At 65.9% G+C, this 13,385-nt stretch carries 17 protein-coding genes and 1 other RNA gene; 12 read left to right on the plus strand and 6 right to left on the minus strand.

Annotation, left to right across the window (positions count from 1 at the left end):
- Positions 1-72: 72 nt before the first annotated feature.
- From miaA to QE389_RS03980, 3 genes are all read left to right on the plus strand, one after another.
- Entirely contained in the window at positions 73-948 is an 876-nt protein-coding gene (gene miaA, locus QE389_RS03970) for a tRNA (adenosine(37)-N6)-dimethylallyltransferase MiaA (protein ID WP_307364791.1), read from the plus strand.
- A gap of 22 nt (positions 949-970) precedes the next feature.
- Positions 971-1,340: a transfer-messenger RNA gene (gene ssrA / locus QE389_RS03975) on the plus strand.
- A gap of 111 nt (positions 1,341-1,451) precedes the next feature.
- A complete protein-coding gene (locus tag QE389_RS03980) occupies positions 1,452-1,922 on the plus strand; it encodes an SspB family protein (protein ID WP_307364792.1) in 471 nt (156 codons plus the stop codon).
- Between the two features lie 2 nt (positions 1,923-1,924).
- On the opposite strand, the gene QE389_RS03985 is transcribed toward QE389_RS03980, so the two are convergent.
- Complete coding sequence (locus tag QE389_RS03985) at positions 1,925-2,284, minus strand: RusA family crossover junction endodeoxyribonuclease (RefSeq protein WP_307364793.1); 360 nt, start codon at positions 2,282-2,284, stop codon at positions 1,925-1,927.
- A complete protein-coding gene (locus tag QE389_RS03990) occupies positions 2,281-2,898 on the minus strand; it encodes a peptidylprolyl isomerase (RefSeq protein ID WP_307364794.1) in 618 nt (205 codons plus the stop codon). Before QE389_RS03990 ends, QE389_RS03985 begins: the two co-directional genes overlap by 4 nt.
- Before the next feature lie 81 nt (positions 2,899-2,979).
- On the opposite strand from QE389_RS03990, the gene fumC reads away from it, so the two are divergent.
- Both fumC and QE389_RS04000 read left to right on the plus strand, forming a co-directional pair.
- Positions 2,980-4,371, plus strand: a complete 1,392-nt coding sequence (gene fumC / locus QE389_RS03995; protein ID WP_307364795.1) for a class II fumarate hydratase — start codon at positions 2,980-2,982, stop codon at positions 4,369-4,371.
- 4 nt (positions 4,372-4,375) lie between these two features.
- The gene (locus QE389_RS04000) at positions 4,376-4,792 is read left to right on the plus strand and encodes an AAA family ATPase (RefSeq protein WP_307364796.1); all 417 of its coding nucleotides are present in this window, start codon (positions 4,376-4,378) and stop codon (positions 4,790-4,792) included.
- On the opposite strand, the gene QE389_RS04005 is transcribed toward QE389_RS04000, so the two are convergent.
- Positions 4,789-5,184: a YccF domain-containing protein gene (locus tag QE389_RS04005; RefSeq protein WP_307364797.1), complete on the minus strand. Its 396-nt coding sequence runs from the start codon at positions 5,182-5,184 to the stop codon at positions 4,789-4,791. The two genes, QE389_RS04000 and QE389_RS04005, sit on opposite strands and share 4 nt — an antisense overlap.
- A 66-nt stretch (positions 5,185-5,250) precedes the next feature.
- Complete coding sequence (locus QE389_RS04010; protein WP_307368904.1) at positions 5,251-5,490, minus strand: DUF2171 domain-containing protein; 240 nt, start codon at positions 5,488-5,490, stop codon at positions 5,251-5,253.
- Positions 5,491-5,668: 178 nt separating this feature from the next.
- On the opposite strand from QE389_RS04010, the gene QE389_RS04015 reads away from it, so the two are divergent.
- Together QE389_RS04015 and QE389_RS04020 are read left to right on the plus strand one after the other, a co-directional pair.
- On the plus strand, positions 5,669-6,892 hold the full coding sequence (locus QE389_RS04015; RefSeq protein WP_307364798.1) for a patatin-like phospholipase family protein: 1,224 nt from the start codon (positions 5,669-5,671) through the stop codon (positions 6,890-6,892).
- Entirely contained in the window at positions 6,889-7,065 is a 177-nt protein-coding gene (locus tag QE389_RS04020) for a DUF4169 family protein (protein ID WP_307364799.1), read from the plus strand. Before QE389_RS04015 ends, QE389_RS04020 begins: the two co-directional genes overlap by 4 nt.
- Before the next feature lie 7 nt (positions 7,066-7,072).
- On the opposite strand, the gene QE389_RS04025 is transcribed toward QE389_RS04020, so the two are convergent.
- Positions 7,073-7,957 (minus strand): DMT family transporter, encoded by an 885-nt coding sequence (locus QE389_RS04025; protein WP_307364800.1) that lies wholly within the window; start codon positions 7,955-7,957, stop codon positions 7,073-7,075.
- A gap of 108 nt (positions 7,958-8,065) precedes the next feature.
- On the opposite strand from QE389_RS04025, the gene QE389_RS04030 reads away from it, so the two are divergent.
- From QE389_RS04030 to QE389_RS04045, 4 genes are all read left to right on the plus strand, one after another.
- On the plus strand, positions 8,066-8,494 hold the full coding sequence (locus tag QE389_RS04030) for a YbaY family lipoprotein (protein ID WP_307364801.1): 429 nt from the start codon (positions 8,066-8,068) through the stop codon (positions 8,492-8,494).
- Positions 8,491-8,739, plus strand: coding sequence for a ribbon-helix-helix domain-containing protein (locus tag QE389_RS04035; protein WP_307364802.1), 249 nt, complete (start codon positions 8,491-8,493; stop codon positions 8,737-8,739). Before QE389_RS04030 ends, QE389_RS04035 begins: the two co-directional genes overlap by 4 nt.
- A 92-nt stretch (positions 8,740-8,831) precedes the next feature.
- The gene (locus QE389_RS04040; protein ID WP_307364803.1) at positions 8,832-11,195 is read left to right on the plus strand and encodes an ATP-dependent helicase; all 2,364 of its coding nucleotides are present in this window, start codon (positions 8,832-8,834) and stop codon (positions 11,193-11,195) included.
- 95 nt (positions 11,196-11,290) lie between these two features.
- Positions 11,291-12,376: a PLP-dependent cysteine synthase family protein gene (locus tag QE389_RS04045; RefSeq protein ID WP_307364804.1), complete on the plus strand. Its 1,086-nt coding sequence runs from the start codon at positions 11,291-11,293 to the stop codon at positions 12,374-12,376.
- Between the two features lie 41 nt (positions 12,377-12,417).
- Here the strand turns inward: QE389_RS04045 and QE389_RS04050 are convergent, their stop codons facing one another.
- A complete protein-coding gene (locus QE389_RS04050) occupies positions 12,418-12,891 on the minus strand; it encodes a surface-adhesin E family protein (RefSeq protein WP_307364805.1) in 474 nt (157 codons plus the stop codon).
- A gap of 191 nt (positions 12,892-13,082) precedes the next feature.
- On the opposite strand from QE389_RS04050, the gene QE389_RS04055 reads away from it, so the two are divergent.
- Positions 13,083-13,265: a DUF3606 domain-containing protein gene (locus tag QE389_RS04055; RefSeq protein WP_047413801.1), complete on the plus strand. Its 183-nt coding sequence runs from the start codon at positions 13,083-13,085 to the stop codon at positions 13,263-13,265.
- Positions 13,266-13,385: the final 120 nt, after the last annotated feature.

Raw genomic sequence — 13,385 nt, forward strand, 5'->3', positions numbered from 1 at the left:
GAAACTCCACGGGGCTTGCAGGCGACAAGGCGCGCGTTCTATCGCCGTTCACGTCCCGCCGCGAGCCTGCATTTGCCCCGACCGCCTCTCATCACCCTGATCGCCGGCCCCACCGCCTCGGGAAAGTCGGCGCTGGCCCTGCGGATGGCGCGAGAAACCGGCGCGGTGATCCTGAACGCCGACAGCCAGCAACTGTATGCCGATCTTCGGGTCCTGACGGCCCGCCCTTCCGAAGCCGAAGAAGCCCTGGCCGACCATCGCCTTTACGGCGTCGCCGATGCTGTCGACGCTTGGTCGGTCGGTCGCTGGAGCCGCGAAATTCTGACGATCCTGGACGATCTTCGCCAGAAAGGCCGATCGGCCATTCTGGTAGGCGGAACGGGCCTCTATTTCACAGCCTTGACCAAGGGACTGGCCGATATTCCTGCCGTCTCGCTCCAAGTCCGCGAGCGGGTCGAGGCGGACTATCGGGCTCTGGGCGAAGCGGCCTTTCGCGCTCGCCTGGCCTTGGACGACCCCAGGGCGGCCGCCTCCATCGCGCAAGGCGACCGCCAACGTCTGGTGCGGGCCATGAGCGTTCTGGCCGCCAGCGGTCGCCCTCTGTCCGCCTGGCGCGACGAGACCCAGCCCCTGCTCAAGCCCGACAGTTGGACCGGCCTAGTCATAGAGCCCGTGCGGGCGGCGCTCTACGCCAACTGCGACCGTCGCGTCGATCTGATGATCCAAGGCGGCGCCGTGGAGGAGGTCCGCGCCTTGTTGGCGCGCGGCCTCTCGCCCGACCTGCCGGCGATGAAGGCGGTGGGCGTGCGCGAAATCGCCGCCTGGCTGAATGGCGAAACGACCCAAGCCGAGGCGCTCGCGGCGCTGAAACAGGCCACCCGCAACTACGCCAAACGCCAACTGACCTGGTTCCGCAATCAGACGGCCGATTGGCCGCGACGGGGATGAAAGTCGCCTTCCAACAGAGCCGACACTTTCCTATCGTCGTCAGCATGCCTATATTCCCCTCGTCCGGCTTCGGCCGGACTATGGCGATAAAGGCGCCTGTAATAAGCGGACCGGACCCGGGTGCGATTCCCGGCGGCTCCACCATCTTCTCCCCGCGTTATCGGCGGAGGCAGCCATGGGGCCGACTAGCATCGACGGACGTGTAAAGAGGATTGCTTTCGCTCGTCCTGGCCCACCGTATCGGGCCATTTTCTAACTGCGAACGATAACTTCGCTGGAGAAGTCGCTCTCGCCGCGTAATGCGGTTCGGGTGATTTCGAACCTTAAGTCCTAGGGGTTCAGATCCTTGGGCGGGGCCCGTCGGGGGGCCTGGCAACAGAACCCCCGGCACTTCCCCCAAAATGATCGGAAGCTTGGCGACAGAATCCCATCGCTTTCGTCTGATGATGGCTTTCGCGCCGTGCAAGGCGCCGCTATCAGTCACGCTCTGTTGCGAGGTGACGATGACCGATCAGGCCCCTCCGGTCGATGAGATGCAGTACGAGCGACTGGCCCACGAGGCCCTGCGCGGCGTCATGCGCGCGGCGCTGGAGCGTGTGCTGGCCGAGGGCCTCCCGGGCGCCCACCATTTCTACATCACCTTCGTCACTCGCGCCGCGGGCGTGGTGGTTCCGCCCGACATCCTGGCGAAATATCCGCAGGAAATGACGGTGGTGTTACAGCATCAGTATGAAGACTTGCGGGTCGAGGAGGCGCGATTCTCGGTCAAGCTGCGGTTCGGCGGCCTGCCCAAGAATCTGGTCATTCCCTATGCGGCGATCACCCGCTTCTACGACCCCAGCGTCCAGTTCATGCTGCAGTTCGAGGAACCGCCGGTCGTCGAGCCCGTCGAGGAGCCGCCCGTTCCTCCCGCCGATACGCCTGCGCCCGACGGCCCGAAGGTCGTTTCCCTGGACCAGTTTCGCAAGAAATAGGGTCAGGTCTTGCGCGGATAGGTACGGATGGTGATCCGTTCCTTCTCGCCTTCGTGACGCTCGACCAGCAGCCGCGCGACCTGACTGTCGTCGTGGAACAGATACCCCTTGATGGCGTCCAGCAGGGCCTTGGCCAGATTGTCCAGGTCCATCCAAGGCGGATCGCCCACATGCTCCATACGAATCTCCACGACGTGATCGCCCCATGACGGTCGGCTGGCGCGCCATTCCTTGCGCATGAACTCATAGACCAGCGGCTTGTAATATTTGGCCTGGGTCGTCAGGCCGTCGATGACGATTTCGACGGCCTCGCCGTCCTCGCGCGCGCGGACCTTGCCTGTGCCGATCCAGCCGGCGGTCATCGGGTGCAGACGGACGGCACGGCGTCCAGCAGTCTGGCTGAACGGATCGTGACCGGCGGCGTCAACTGCTCTTCGGCGTTCGCGGGCATGCCCTGAATGCGGCGCGCCACATCCATACCCTCGATCACCTGACCGAAGGCCGCAAACCCCTGGCCGTCGGGATTGCGGGCGCCGCCAAAGTCCAGGCTGGGCGTGTCCCGAATGACGATGAAGAAGCTGGAGGTGGCGCTGTCCGGCCCGTCACGCGCCATGGACACGGTTCCGGCAACATGGCGCAGCCCCGTGTCGCGCGTGCGCTCCAGCCGGATAGGCGGGCGGGAATCGTCATCGCTGCCGCGCGGCGTGGCCGCCTGGATGACGTCGATCGGATGGGGATTGGCTGTGTTGGTCTCTCGTAAAACCGTGCGGAAGAAGGCGCCGTTGTCATAGTCGCCGAAGACGACGTAGCCGATGAAGTTGCAGGTGCTGATCGGGGCTGCGGCGGGGTCGAGCGCCAGCACGATCCGTCCTGCCGTCGTCTCCAGAGCCACGCGCGGTCGCGTCGGCTGTTGCGGCAGGCTCGCGCACCCCGCCAGGATCAGCGCCGTCGTCGCTAGAATCCAATGTCGTCCCATGGCCCCCTCGCCTTGCCCTGCTCTTCTCTCGTGCTACACCCCCCCGCATACAATCGCCACGCCTGAGAGCCTTGTCCGCGCATGACCAACGTCCGCACCGAAACCGACACCTTCGGCCCCATCGAGGTCGCCGCCGACCGTTACTGGGGCGCGCAGGCGCAGCGTTCGCTGGGCAACTTCAAGATCGGTTGGGAGAAGCAGCCCCTGCCGGTCGTGCGGGCGCTGGGCATCGTCAAACGCGCGGCCGCCGAGACCAACCGCGACCTGGGCAAGCTGGACCCCAAGCTGGCCGAGGCCATCATCCAGGCCGCCAACGAGGTCATCGAGGGCAAGCTGAACGACCACTTCCCCCTGGTCGTCTGGCAGACGGGTTCGGGCACCCAGTCGAACATGAACGCCAATGAGGTGATCTCAAACCGCGCCATCGAGATTCTGGGCGGCGAGATGGGCTCCAAGACGCCAGTCCACCCGAACGACCACGTCAACATGAGCCAGTCGTCCAACGACACCTATCCCACGGCCATGCACGTCGCCTGCGCCGAACAGGTGGCGGGCGACCTGATCCCGGCGCTCAAGCATCTGCACGCCGCCCTGGACGCCAAGGCCAGGGCCTGGGCCCACATCATCAAGATCGGCCGCACCCACACCCAGGACGCCACCCCCCTGACCCTGGGCCAGGAGTTCGGCGGCTATGCCCAGCAGGTCGCCAACGGCATCGAACGGATCGAACAGACCCTGCCCAAGCTGATGGAACTGGCGCAGGGCGGCACCGCCGTCGGCACCGGCCTGAATGCGCCCATCGGCTTCGCCGAGAAGGTGGCGGCCCAGATCGCCGAGATCACCGGCCTGCCCTTCACCACGGCGCCGAACAAGTTCGAGGCCCTGGCCGGCCACGACGCCATGGTCTTCAGCCACGGCGCCATCAACACCGTCGCCGCGTCCCTGTTCAAGATCGCCAACGACATCCGCTTCCTGGGCTCCGGCCCGCGTTCGGGCCTGGGCGAACTGGCCCTGCCGGAGAACGAACCGGGGTCGTCCATCATGCCGGGCAAGGTCAATCCGACCCAGTGCGAAGCCCTGACCCAGGTCTGCGTCCAGGTGTTCGGCAACAACGCCGCCATCACCTTCGCCGGCTCGCAAGGCCACTTCGAGCTGAACGTCTACAACCCCGTCATGGCCTACAACTTCCTGCAGTCGGTGCGCCTGGTCGCCGACGCGGCCATCAGCTTCACCGACAACTGCGTCGTCGGCATCGAGGCGCGCGAGGACAATATCGCGCGCGGCCTGAACAACTCCCTGATGCTGGTCACGGCCCTGAACGGCAAGCTGGGCTATGACCTGTGCGCCAAGATCGCCAAGACCGCCCACAAGAACGGCACCACCCTGCGCCAAGAGGCGGTCGGCGGCGGCTATCTGACCGACGCCGAGTTCGACGAGGCGGTGCGCCCCGAAAAGATGATCTCGCCGGGCTGAGGCGATGACCGCTTTGGAGCGTCCCTACTGGATCAAGGCCCTTTTCGAGCGTCGAGAAGGCTGGGACGCTTCCGCCTATCCGTTCAACCTGCCGGTCGTGCGCACGCTCGATCGCTTGGCCTTCCACCCGAACGTGACCTTTCTCGTCGGGGAGAACGGCTCAGGAAAGTCCACGTTGATCGAGGCCCTGGCGGTGGCATGGGGATTCAATGCCGGAGGCGGTGGACGCGAACACCGTTTCGGCACGCGCGACAGCCATTCTCCGATCCTTTTGGGCTATCCCAACGCCAGGATCTACCAAGCCTCGAACCACGGACTCGAACGGATCGAATACGAGGACACCGATCATTACCAGGTGACGCGCAACTTCCTGACGCGGCGCGAGATGATGCTGGACGTGCTTTTGGGCGAAGGCGACTAGGGTTTATCGCGGATCGTTCGGCCGATCGGAGCCAGGGCCAGCTTGGCCAGTTCCAGATCCTTCAGAGCGAACGGAATGCCGATGATCGAGACGAACTCGGCCACGGCGATCATCAGATGGGCCAGGGCGATCCACCAGCCGGCCACGACCAGCCAGATCACGTTCATGCCGACGCCGAGACAGCCCTGACCGAGATCGGCAGGATCGGGAGCGCGCCAGACGATCTCGCGCCCAAAGGGCCAGAACCAATAGGCGGCGATCCGCCACGCCGCTAAGGCCCAAGGCAGTCCGACAACAGTCAGCGCCAGCAAGAGACCGCCGAACAGCCAAGCTACGCCGGAGGCAAAGCCCCCGAACACAAGCCAGAGGACATTCAGAATCAGTCTGATCATACCTCATACATAGTGAAAGACCCCGCTGGCCACAGCGGAGTCTTGGTGAATTCGATGTAAGCTCGATCAGTGCGTCTTTTCAGTCCAGCGGGCCTTGGCGTCATCCTTGGTCAGGTTCAAGTGGACGTGCTTGTCATCCACATGGTCGACCCAGCTGACAGGGATCATATGGTGTTTGAAGCCGCCGGCGAAATCGAGCTTGGCCAGTTCGATCTGGCCGTCCTTGACGTGATCGACGCGGCCAACATGACCGCCGTCCGAACCGACGACTTCCAGATGTTCCTTGATCATCGAAGCATCCACCATCTTGATCTCCTTGGACTGGTTTGACTGTCTCATCGAACGTCGGCGACAGACGCGGGTTTCAAATGGCGCAGCTTGTGAAGTTCCGGCGCGGTATGGCGGCCCGCCGCCAGTCACGCTAATCACCGAGCCGAACTGAGGACAGCCAGACATGGGACGGATCGGATCAGGGCTAGCGAGCGTGTTCCTTGCGCTGGTCCTCACCGCGTGTGGAACGCTGGAGCGACCGTCCGGACCTCTGCGGATCGTCGAAGGCGAACTGATCCGCACTGCCGACCCGCGCATCCGCGCCAACGACAGCGCACGGCTCCAGGCCTTCACACAGGAGATCGGCGGCCGGCTGCGGGCGGATCATCCGACATCGATCCTGGCCCTGTCCGGCGGAGGCGCGAACGGCGCCTATGGCGCGGGCCTGCTGGTCGGCTGGAGCGAACGGGGCGACCGACCCTCGTTCGACGTCGTCACGGGCGTCAGCACCGGCGCGCTGGCCGCGCCGTTCGCCTTCCTGGGTTCGGACTGGGACGACGAATTACGGCAGGCTTATACGGGAGATGCGGTCAGCAATATCCTGAGCTGGCGCAGCTTCGCCGCCTTCCTGAACCCCAGCCTCTTCTCCTCTCGGGTGTTGCGCGACCTGGTCGATCAGTACGTCACGCCCGAACTGTTGCAGGCGGTGGCGCGCGAACACGCCAAGGGGCGGCGCCTGCTGGTCGCCACGACCAATCTGGACGACGAGGAGACGGTCATCTGGGACATGGGGCTGCTGGCCAGCCAGGGCGACGAAAGCGCGCGCGAGCTGTTCAAACAGGTGCTTGTCGCCTCGGCCAGCATTCCCGGGGTCTTCCCGCCTGTGCTGATCGCCGGATTGCAGCCTGACGACCGTGTGGCGCTGAACATGCACGTCGACGGCGGGGTGAACACGCCCTTCCTGGCCATTCCCGAAGATCTGATGCTGTGGACCCGACCGCAGGACCAGGGCCGCGTCGGCGCTCTCTATGTCATCGTCAACGGTCAGGTGGGGAGAAACGAAGGCGTCACGCCAGGACGCCTGTCCGGCATCCTGGCCCGCACCTATGACAGTATGAGCAAGGCGCAGTTGCGCATCCATCTGGCGGTGACGGCGGCCTTCGCACGGCGCAACGGCTTGGACATGGCGCTGTCCGCCATTCCCGACAATGTCGAGGCGTCCAGCCTGAAGTTCGACCAGGAGACGATGAACGCCATGTTCGACCTGGGCCGCCAGCGCGGGCGCGGCCCCGACGCCTGGATACGGCTGGACCAGAAGTCGCCGGACGCCCCCTTCGTCCCGGCGACAACGATCTCTGAATCGCAAATCCCGTCCGTCCTGGCTGCGCCCAGGCCTGACGATGCGGCCAAGCCCGAACCGAGGCAGCCCCGACCATGACCACGATCATCAATCTGGCCCGCGCTCGCAAGGCGCGGGCCAAGGCCGAAGCCCAGGCGCAAGCGGCGCAGAATCGAGCCGCCCATGGTCGCACCAAGGCCGAAAAGGACGCGGCGGCAAAGGCCAAGGCGCGCGTTGAGGCGCTGTTGGACGGCGCTAGGCGCGAGGATTGACGCAGCCTCAGACCCTGGGCGCGCGGATCAGGAGCAGTTGCCCCGCCAGGACCAGCGCGAGGCCCGCTAAGGCCGTCCATCCGAAACGGGCGTCTTCGAACAGCACCGACACCAGCATGGCGATGGGCGGCGTCAGGGCCGAGATGTAGCTGGCCAGGGCGTAGCCGCGATGGCGCGCCAGACTGAAATAGAGGCCGAAGGCCACCACCGACCCGAACAGCGACAGATAGAGCAGCGACAACACATAGGCCGGCGTCGGCTCGATCCGCCAGACGACGCCGGTGGCGAGGCCGTACAGCGCCAGCAGCGCCGTCCCATAGGCCATGGCCCAGGCGGTCGCGCCCATGACGGGCGCTCCGGCCGTCTGGCCTTTCCAGGCGAACCAGTTGCCGAAGGCCGAGGCCACGACAGCGACCAGGGCGAAGATCACCCCCATACCTGGGTCCACCCCGGCGCCCGCCCCCGAAAGCTGGCCCGCCGACAACACGCCGACGCCGACCACGCCCAGCACCGCCCCGATCCAGGCGGCGGGCGAGGCCCTGACGCCGCTGATCGTCCGAAACAGGATCAGATTGACGAAGGCCAGGGCGGCAAAGATCACGGCCACGACCGCCGAGGCCACCTTGACCTCCGCCGCATAGACGAAGGCGTAGCTGAGGGCGAAGGCGCAGGCCCCCTGCCCCAGCGCCGCCAGGTGCTGGGACAGGGTCAGCCGCAACGGCCTACGGGTCGCGGCGCAGAAGCCGAACAGGGTCAGGGAGGCCAGACCGAAGCGCCACACGATGGAAACGACCGGATCGACGGGTCCGAGTTGCAGGGTGATGGCGAACCAGGTCGTACCCCAGATCAGGGCGCAGACGACGACGGCCAGTATGGCGAAAGGGCGACTCACGCACGCAGCTCCGAAAGGATGGGCCGGCCGCATATCATGTTTGGCGTCGGCGCGTCGTTCCCGTTCGCATCGGACCTGTGGCAGGATGGGCGGATAAGGAGGCCCCTCATGCGCCACGCCCCGTTCGTCCTGCCCGCCACCCTGGTTCTGGCGGCCTGCGCCACGCCCGCGCCGTCGCCAGAACCCGCGCCCGCGCCCCTGGCCGGCGCTGCGGTCGTGACGGTGACGGCCTTCTATCGCGAGCGGATCCTGCTGCCGTCCGGCCATGTGCTGACCGTCCGGGTCGAGGACGTCAGCTTGGCCGACGCCCCCGCTCGCGTCATGGTGCAGGCGCGCGAGCCCATCGTCGGCGCCCCGCCCTATCGGGTCGTCCTGGCCTTCTCCGGCGCCGAAGTCGATCCAGCCCACACCTATGCGGTGGGCGCCGAAATCCGCGATCCGTCGGGCGCGCCGGTCTTCGTGACCGACACGCGGCACGCGGTCCTGACCCAGGGCGCGCCGGCGTCCGCCGATATTCTGCTGAAGGCGGCGCGTTGAGCGGACTGCGCAAGCGATCCGTCCTGCTGGCGGGCCACGCCACATCCGTGGCCCTGGAGCCCGAGTTCTGGGCCGTTCTGGACCGGATCGCCGAGGTGCGCAGTCTCAGCAAGGCGCAGCTTCTGGCGGACGTGGACGCCGGGCGGGGCCGACGTCCGCTGGCTTCGGCGTGCCGTCTGATGGCGCTGGACTGGGTGGCGAAACACGGCGGACCGAACGCTGCGAGTGCGGATGGATCGGCCTAAGGGCCTGACTTTGGCCCCTGTGCTGCTTATGTTCTCGTTTTCGAGATTCTGACGGCCCCCGATTCCGGCGGCCCGCCCGTCCGCCCGAGTATGTGCCGCCCGTGACCGACCTGCCCTCTCCCCGGATTTCCGACCTCGCCCGTGCCCGCGCTCCCGCTGACGCAGCGCCGGATTATCTGTCCGGCCTGAACCCCGAGCAGCGCGAGGCGGTCGAGACGACGGAGGGGCCGGTTCTGGTGCTGGCCGGCGCGGGCACGGGCAAGACCCGCGTGCTGACCACACGCCTGGCCCACATCCTGGCGACGGGACGGGCCAGGCCGTGGGAGCTGCTGGCCGTCACCTTCACCAACAAGGCCGCGCGAGAGATGCGCGAGCGGATCACCCATCTGATCGGCTCGTCGGCCGAGGGCCTGCGCTGGCTGGGCACCTTCCACTCGATCGCCGCGCAGATTCTGCGTCGCCACGCCGAACTGGTCGGGCTGAAATCCAGCTTCACCATTCTGGACACCGACGACCAGGAGCGGGTGCTGAAACAGCTGCTGGAAGCGGCCAACATCGACACCAAACGCTGGACGCCCAAGTCGCTGTCGGGCCTGATCGATCACTGGAAAAACCGCGGCTGGACGCCCGACAAGCTGCCGCCCGGCGAAGACTTCGCCAACGGCAAGGGCCAGGGCCTTTACGCCGCCTATCAAGCCCGGCTGCGCGCGCTGAACGCCTGCGACTTTGGCGATCTTCTGCTGCACAACATCACCATCCTGTCGCAACACGCGGACCTGGCGGAGGAATACCGCCGTCGCTTCCGCTACATCCTGGTGGACGAATATCAGGACACCAACGTCGCCCAGTATCTGTGGCTGCGGCTGCTGACGGCCTCGACCGGCAACGTCTGCTGCGTCGGGGACGACGACCAGTCGATCTACGGCTGGCGCGGCGCCGAGGTGGACAACATCCTGCGGTTCGAACGCGACTTTCCTGGCGCCAAGATCGTCAAGCTGGAGCGCAACTATCGCTCGACCAGTCATATCCTGGGCGCAGCGTCCGGCCTGATCGCCGCCAACCGCGACCGGCTGGGCAAGACCCTGTGGACCGAGGACGACAGCGGCGACAAGGTGCGGGTGCGCGGGGTCTGGGACGGCGAGGCCGAGGCGCGGCTGATCGCCGACGAGATCGAAACCGCCCGACGTCCGCATGCCGGCGAACCGGGCCTGAAATACAAGGACATGGCCATCCTGGTCCGCGCCTCGTTCCAGATGCGGGCCTTTGAGGAACGGCTGGTCATGCTGGCCATTCCCTACACCGTCATCGGCGGGCCGCGCTTCTTCGAGCGCGCCGAAATCCGCGACGCCCACGCCTATCTGCGCCTGATCCTGTCGGAAGATGACGACCTCGCCTTCGAGCGGATCGTCAATACGCCCAAGCGCGGCATCGGCGACACCAGCGTGCAGAAAATCCTGCAACTGGCCCGCCAGCACGATCTGTCGGCCCTCACGGCCGTGCGCGGCCTGATCAACACCGACGAGCTTCAGGCCCGCACCCGCACCGCCCTGTCCAACTTCGTGCGCGACATCGACCGCTGGCGCCAACTGTCCGAGACCACGCCCCACTGGCAGGTCATGGAGACCGTGCTGGAGGAAAGCGGCTATACAGACATGCAGAAGGCCGACCGCACCAGCGGGCAGACCCGCCTGGAGAACCTGAAGGAACTGACCCAGTCGATGCAGCAGTTCGAGACGCTGCAGGCCTATCTCGAACACGTCTCCCTGGTCATGGATCTGGAGCGCGCGACCAGCGACGATCCCAACGGCGACGGGGCGGTGCAGATCATGACCCTGCACGGCGCCAAGGGGTTGGAGTTTCCGCTGGTCTTCCTGCCCGGCTGGGAGGAAGGCGTCTTCCCCAGCCAGCGCAGCATCGATGAGAAGGGCGAAAAGGGCCTCGAGGAGGAACGCCGCCTGGCCTACGTTGGCGTCACCCGCGCCAAGCAGGACGCCCGCATCTCCTTCGCCGCCAACCGGCTGGTCTATGGCCGCTGGACCTCGCAACTGCCCAGCCGCTTCGTCGACGAACTGCCCATCGCCCACGTCGATCCCCAGTCCGACACCGGCTATTACGGCGCCTCGAGCGGCATGAAGGAGGCCAAGAGCCGCTGGGACGACGCCCCCTCCTTCGGCAGCGGCTACTCCTCGCCCGGCTGGAAACGCGCCCAGTCCTTCACCGCCGCTCAGACGCCGAACCGCATCCCCGCCCGCAAGGCCGTCATCGAGGGCGACGGCCGCCTGATCGCCACGGCGGACCCGAAGTCCAGCTCAGGGTGGGCGCGCGGCCAGCGCGTCTTCCACCAGAAGTTCGGCTATGGCCACGTCCGCGTCATCGAGGGCAACAAGCTGCTGGTCGATTTCGACAAGGCGGGCGAGAAACGGGTGATCGACAGTTTTGTGGAGAAGGCTGACTAAGCGCATCGCAACGATGGAGCCGGGCGTTCTCCGCCTTTGCCACCGGCCAAGCTTTGGCCTAATCCGTCGCCTTCCCGTCTACGTCTGAGTCCGCCATGCCCGCCCCTGCCCGCCCTATTGTCGATCGCGCCTGGCTGAGCTGGGCCATGCGGCGGATCGAGGCGGACTATAACCGCTCGGCCGACACCCATCTGATCCCGGTCGACATGCCGGCCCTGTCGAATATCGCCCTGTATCTGAAGGACGAATCCAGCCACCCGACCGGCAGTCTGAAACACCGGCTGGCCCGGTCTCTGTTCCTCTACGCCCTCAGCAACGGCTGGATCGGCGAGGGCATGACAATCATCGAGGCGTCCAGCGGCTCGACCGCCGTGTCCGAGGCCTATTTCGCCCGGATGCTGAACCTGCCCTTCATCGCCGTAGTGCCGCGCTCGACAGCACAGGAAAAGATCGCCGCCATCGAATTCTACGGCGGGCGCTGCCATTTCGTGGATGTGCCAGGCGAAGCCTACGCCGAGAGTCAGCGGCTCGCCGACGAACTGGGCGGGCACTACATGGATCAGTTCACCTATGCCGAGCGCGCGACGGACTGGCGCGGCAACAACAATATCGCCGAATCCATCTTCGCCCAGATGCGACGCGAACCCTGCCCCGTCCCTCGCTGGATCGTCTGCGGCGCGGGCACGGGCGGCACCTCGGCGACCATCGGCCGCTTCGCCCGCTTCAACCGCCACGACACCCGCATCTGCGTCGCCGACCCGGAGGCCTCGGTCTTCCACCGTCACTGGGCCGATCCGACGATCCAGAGCAGCGCCGATCGCCCGTCCCGGATCGAAGGCATCGGCCGGGCGCGGGTCGAGCCGTCCTTCATACCCAATGTGGTGGATCGGATGATCGTCGTCCCCGACGTCGCCTCCATCGCCGCCACGCGCGTCCTCAGCCGGCGTCTGGGCCGTCCCTGCGGCGGCTCGACCGGCACCAACCTGTGGGCCTGCGTCCAACTGGCCCAGGAAATGGCGCAGGCGGGTGAAGCGGGTTCGATCGTCTCCATCCTGTGCGATCACGGCGACCGCTACGCCTCGACCTATTTCAGCGACGCCTGGCTGGCCGAGACCGGCTTCGACGTGGCCCCCTGGGAGGTCCGGATGGAGGCCTTCTTCGCCGAGGGCCGGCTTGCGTGATCAGACTCCAGACGCTCGGCTGACGCCCTCATGCGGCAAGATCAGCGGGACAGCCGCCCTTCCGCCAGGCGGATGACCTCGACCGTGCTTCGTCCATAGGGATTGCTGTAACCGGGCGTGGCATTGCAGATCAACGACATGAAGTTCGCCCATCTTGATGCGGGGTCCATGGTCTGCCAGCCTTCGGCTTCGGTCTGTTGATACGATGGGGTATTGGCGCCGTACCGGAACCCCACCCCTTCGAGATGGCGGAGGCGTTTGCCCCGGCAGTCGATTTCGCTTTGGTTGAGGACGAAATCATAGGTCCCTTCTGACCGACGGACCGGAGCGTTCCAGCCGGCGAAGACCAGAACACTGGCGACGCCGTCATTGATCGTCAGCGTACTCTGATCGAAAGCCCGGACGGGCCATTCGGGACTGTCATCCACAATCCAGGTTCGGACCTGGGCCTGAGTTTCGGTAGCCAAACATCCCGCAACGATCGCGAGGGCTATCGATTTGATCACAATACTCATTCCTCTTCCCCGACTAGCAGACAAATCCCGAATGCGCCGATCTTTGCCGCAACAGGCGGCTCATGCAACGCAGAACGGCTTCCCAATGGACCTTTGGGCCCACGCTCGCATCCCCATCAGCATGATCACGCAGGACGCTGGCGCATTCGGTCCCAACCGAGCATCATGACCGTTCAACCGGGATTGCAATCATGGCGGGTCTGAAGGACAAACGCGGCTTCATCGACAAGGACCGGCTGGACCTGTCAGAGCGTCAGGCCGTCGAATACTGGATGAAACGCTGGGGCGTGACCCGGGACCAGATCACCGCCGCCCACCGCAAGGTCGGCCGCATGACCAAGGACATCGCGGCGGAGTTGGGGAAGAAGCGGTAGCGCTGCCCCCATCCCGCTCATCCCGGCGAAAGCCGGGACCCAGTTCTTTCGCCGGACAGGGTGCGCGGGGCGAGCGGCTCGCTTAATCGGCTCGCCGATCGCTCAAAGGTCTGGGTCCCG

It is taken from the genome of Brevundimonas sp. SORGH_AS_0993, assembly GCF_030818545.1.
Taxonomy (GTDB): Bacteria; Pseudomonadota; Alphaproteobacteria; order Caulobacterales; family Caulobacteraceae; genus Brevundimonas.

Bases quoted from the DNA above. Each gene is read 5' to 3' on its own strand.
- QE389_RS03980 (WP_307364792.1), top strand. From the start codon at position 1,452: ATGACCGATCAGGCCCCTCCGGTCGATGAGATGCAGTACGAGCGACTG.
- QE389_RS03985 (WP_307364793.1), bottom strand. From the start codon at position 2,284: ATGACCGCCGGCTGGATCGGCACAGGCAAGGTCCGCGCGCGCGAGGAC.
- QE389_RS03990 (WP_307364794.1), bottom strand. From the start codon at position 2,898: ATGGGACGACATTGGATTCTAGCGACGACGGCGCTGATCCTGGCGGGG.
- fumC (WP_307364795.1), top strand. From the start codon at position 2,980: ATGACCAACGTCCGCACCGAAACCGACACCTTCGGCCCCATCGAGGTC.
- QE389_RS04000 (WP_307364796.1), top strand. From the start codon at position 4,376: ATGACCGCTTTGGAGCGTCCCTACTGGATCAAGGCCCTTTTCGAGCGT.
- QE389_RS04005 (WP_307364797.1), bottom strand. From the start codon at position 5,184: ATGATCAGACTGATTCTGAATGTCCTCTGGCTTGTGTTCGGGGGCTTT.
- QE389_RS04010 (WP_307368904.1), bottom strand. From the start codon at position 5,490: ATGGTGGATGCTTCGATGATCAAGGAACATCTGGAAGTCGTCGGTTCG.
- QE389_RS04020 (WP_307364799.1), top strand. From the start codon at position 6,889: ATGACCACGATCATCAATCTGGCCCGCGCTCGCAAGGCGCGGGCCAAG.
- QE389_RS04030 (WP_307364801.1), top strand. From the start codon at position 8,066: ATGCGCCACGCCCCGTTCGTCCTGCCCGCCACCCTGGTTCTGGCGGCC.
- QE389_RS04045 (WP_307364804.1), top strand. From the start codon at position 11,291: ATGCCCGCCCCTGCCCGCCCTATTGTCGATCGCGCCTGGCTGAGCTGG.
- QE389_RS04050 (WP_307364805.1), bottom strand. From the start codon at position 12,891: ATGAGTATTGTGATCAAATCGATAGCCCTCGCGATCGTTGCGGGATGT.
- QE389_RS04055 (WP_047413801.1), top strand. From the start codon at position 13,083: ATGGCGGGTCTGAAGGACAAACGCGGCTTCATCGACAAGGACCGGCTG.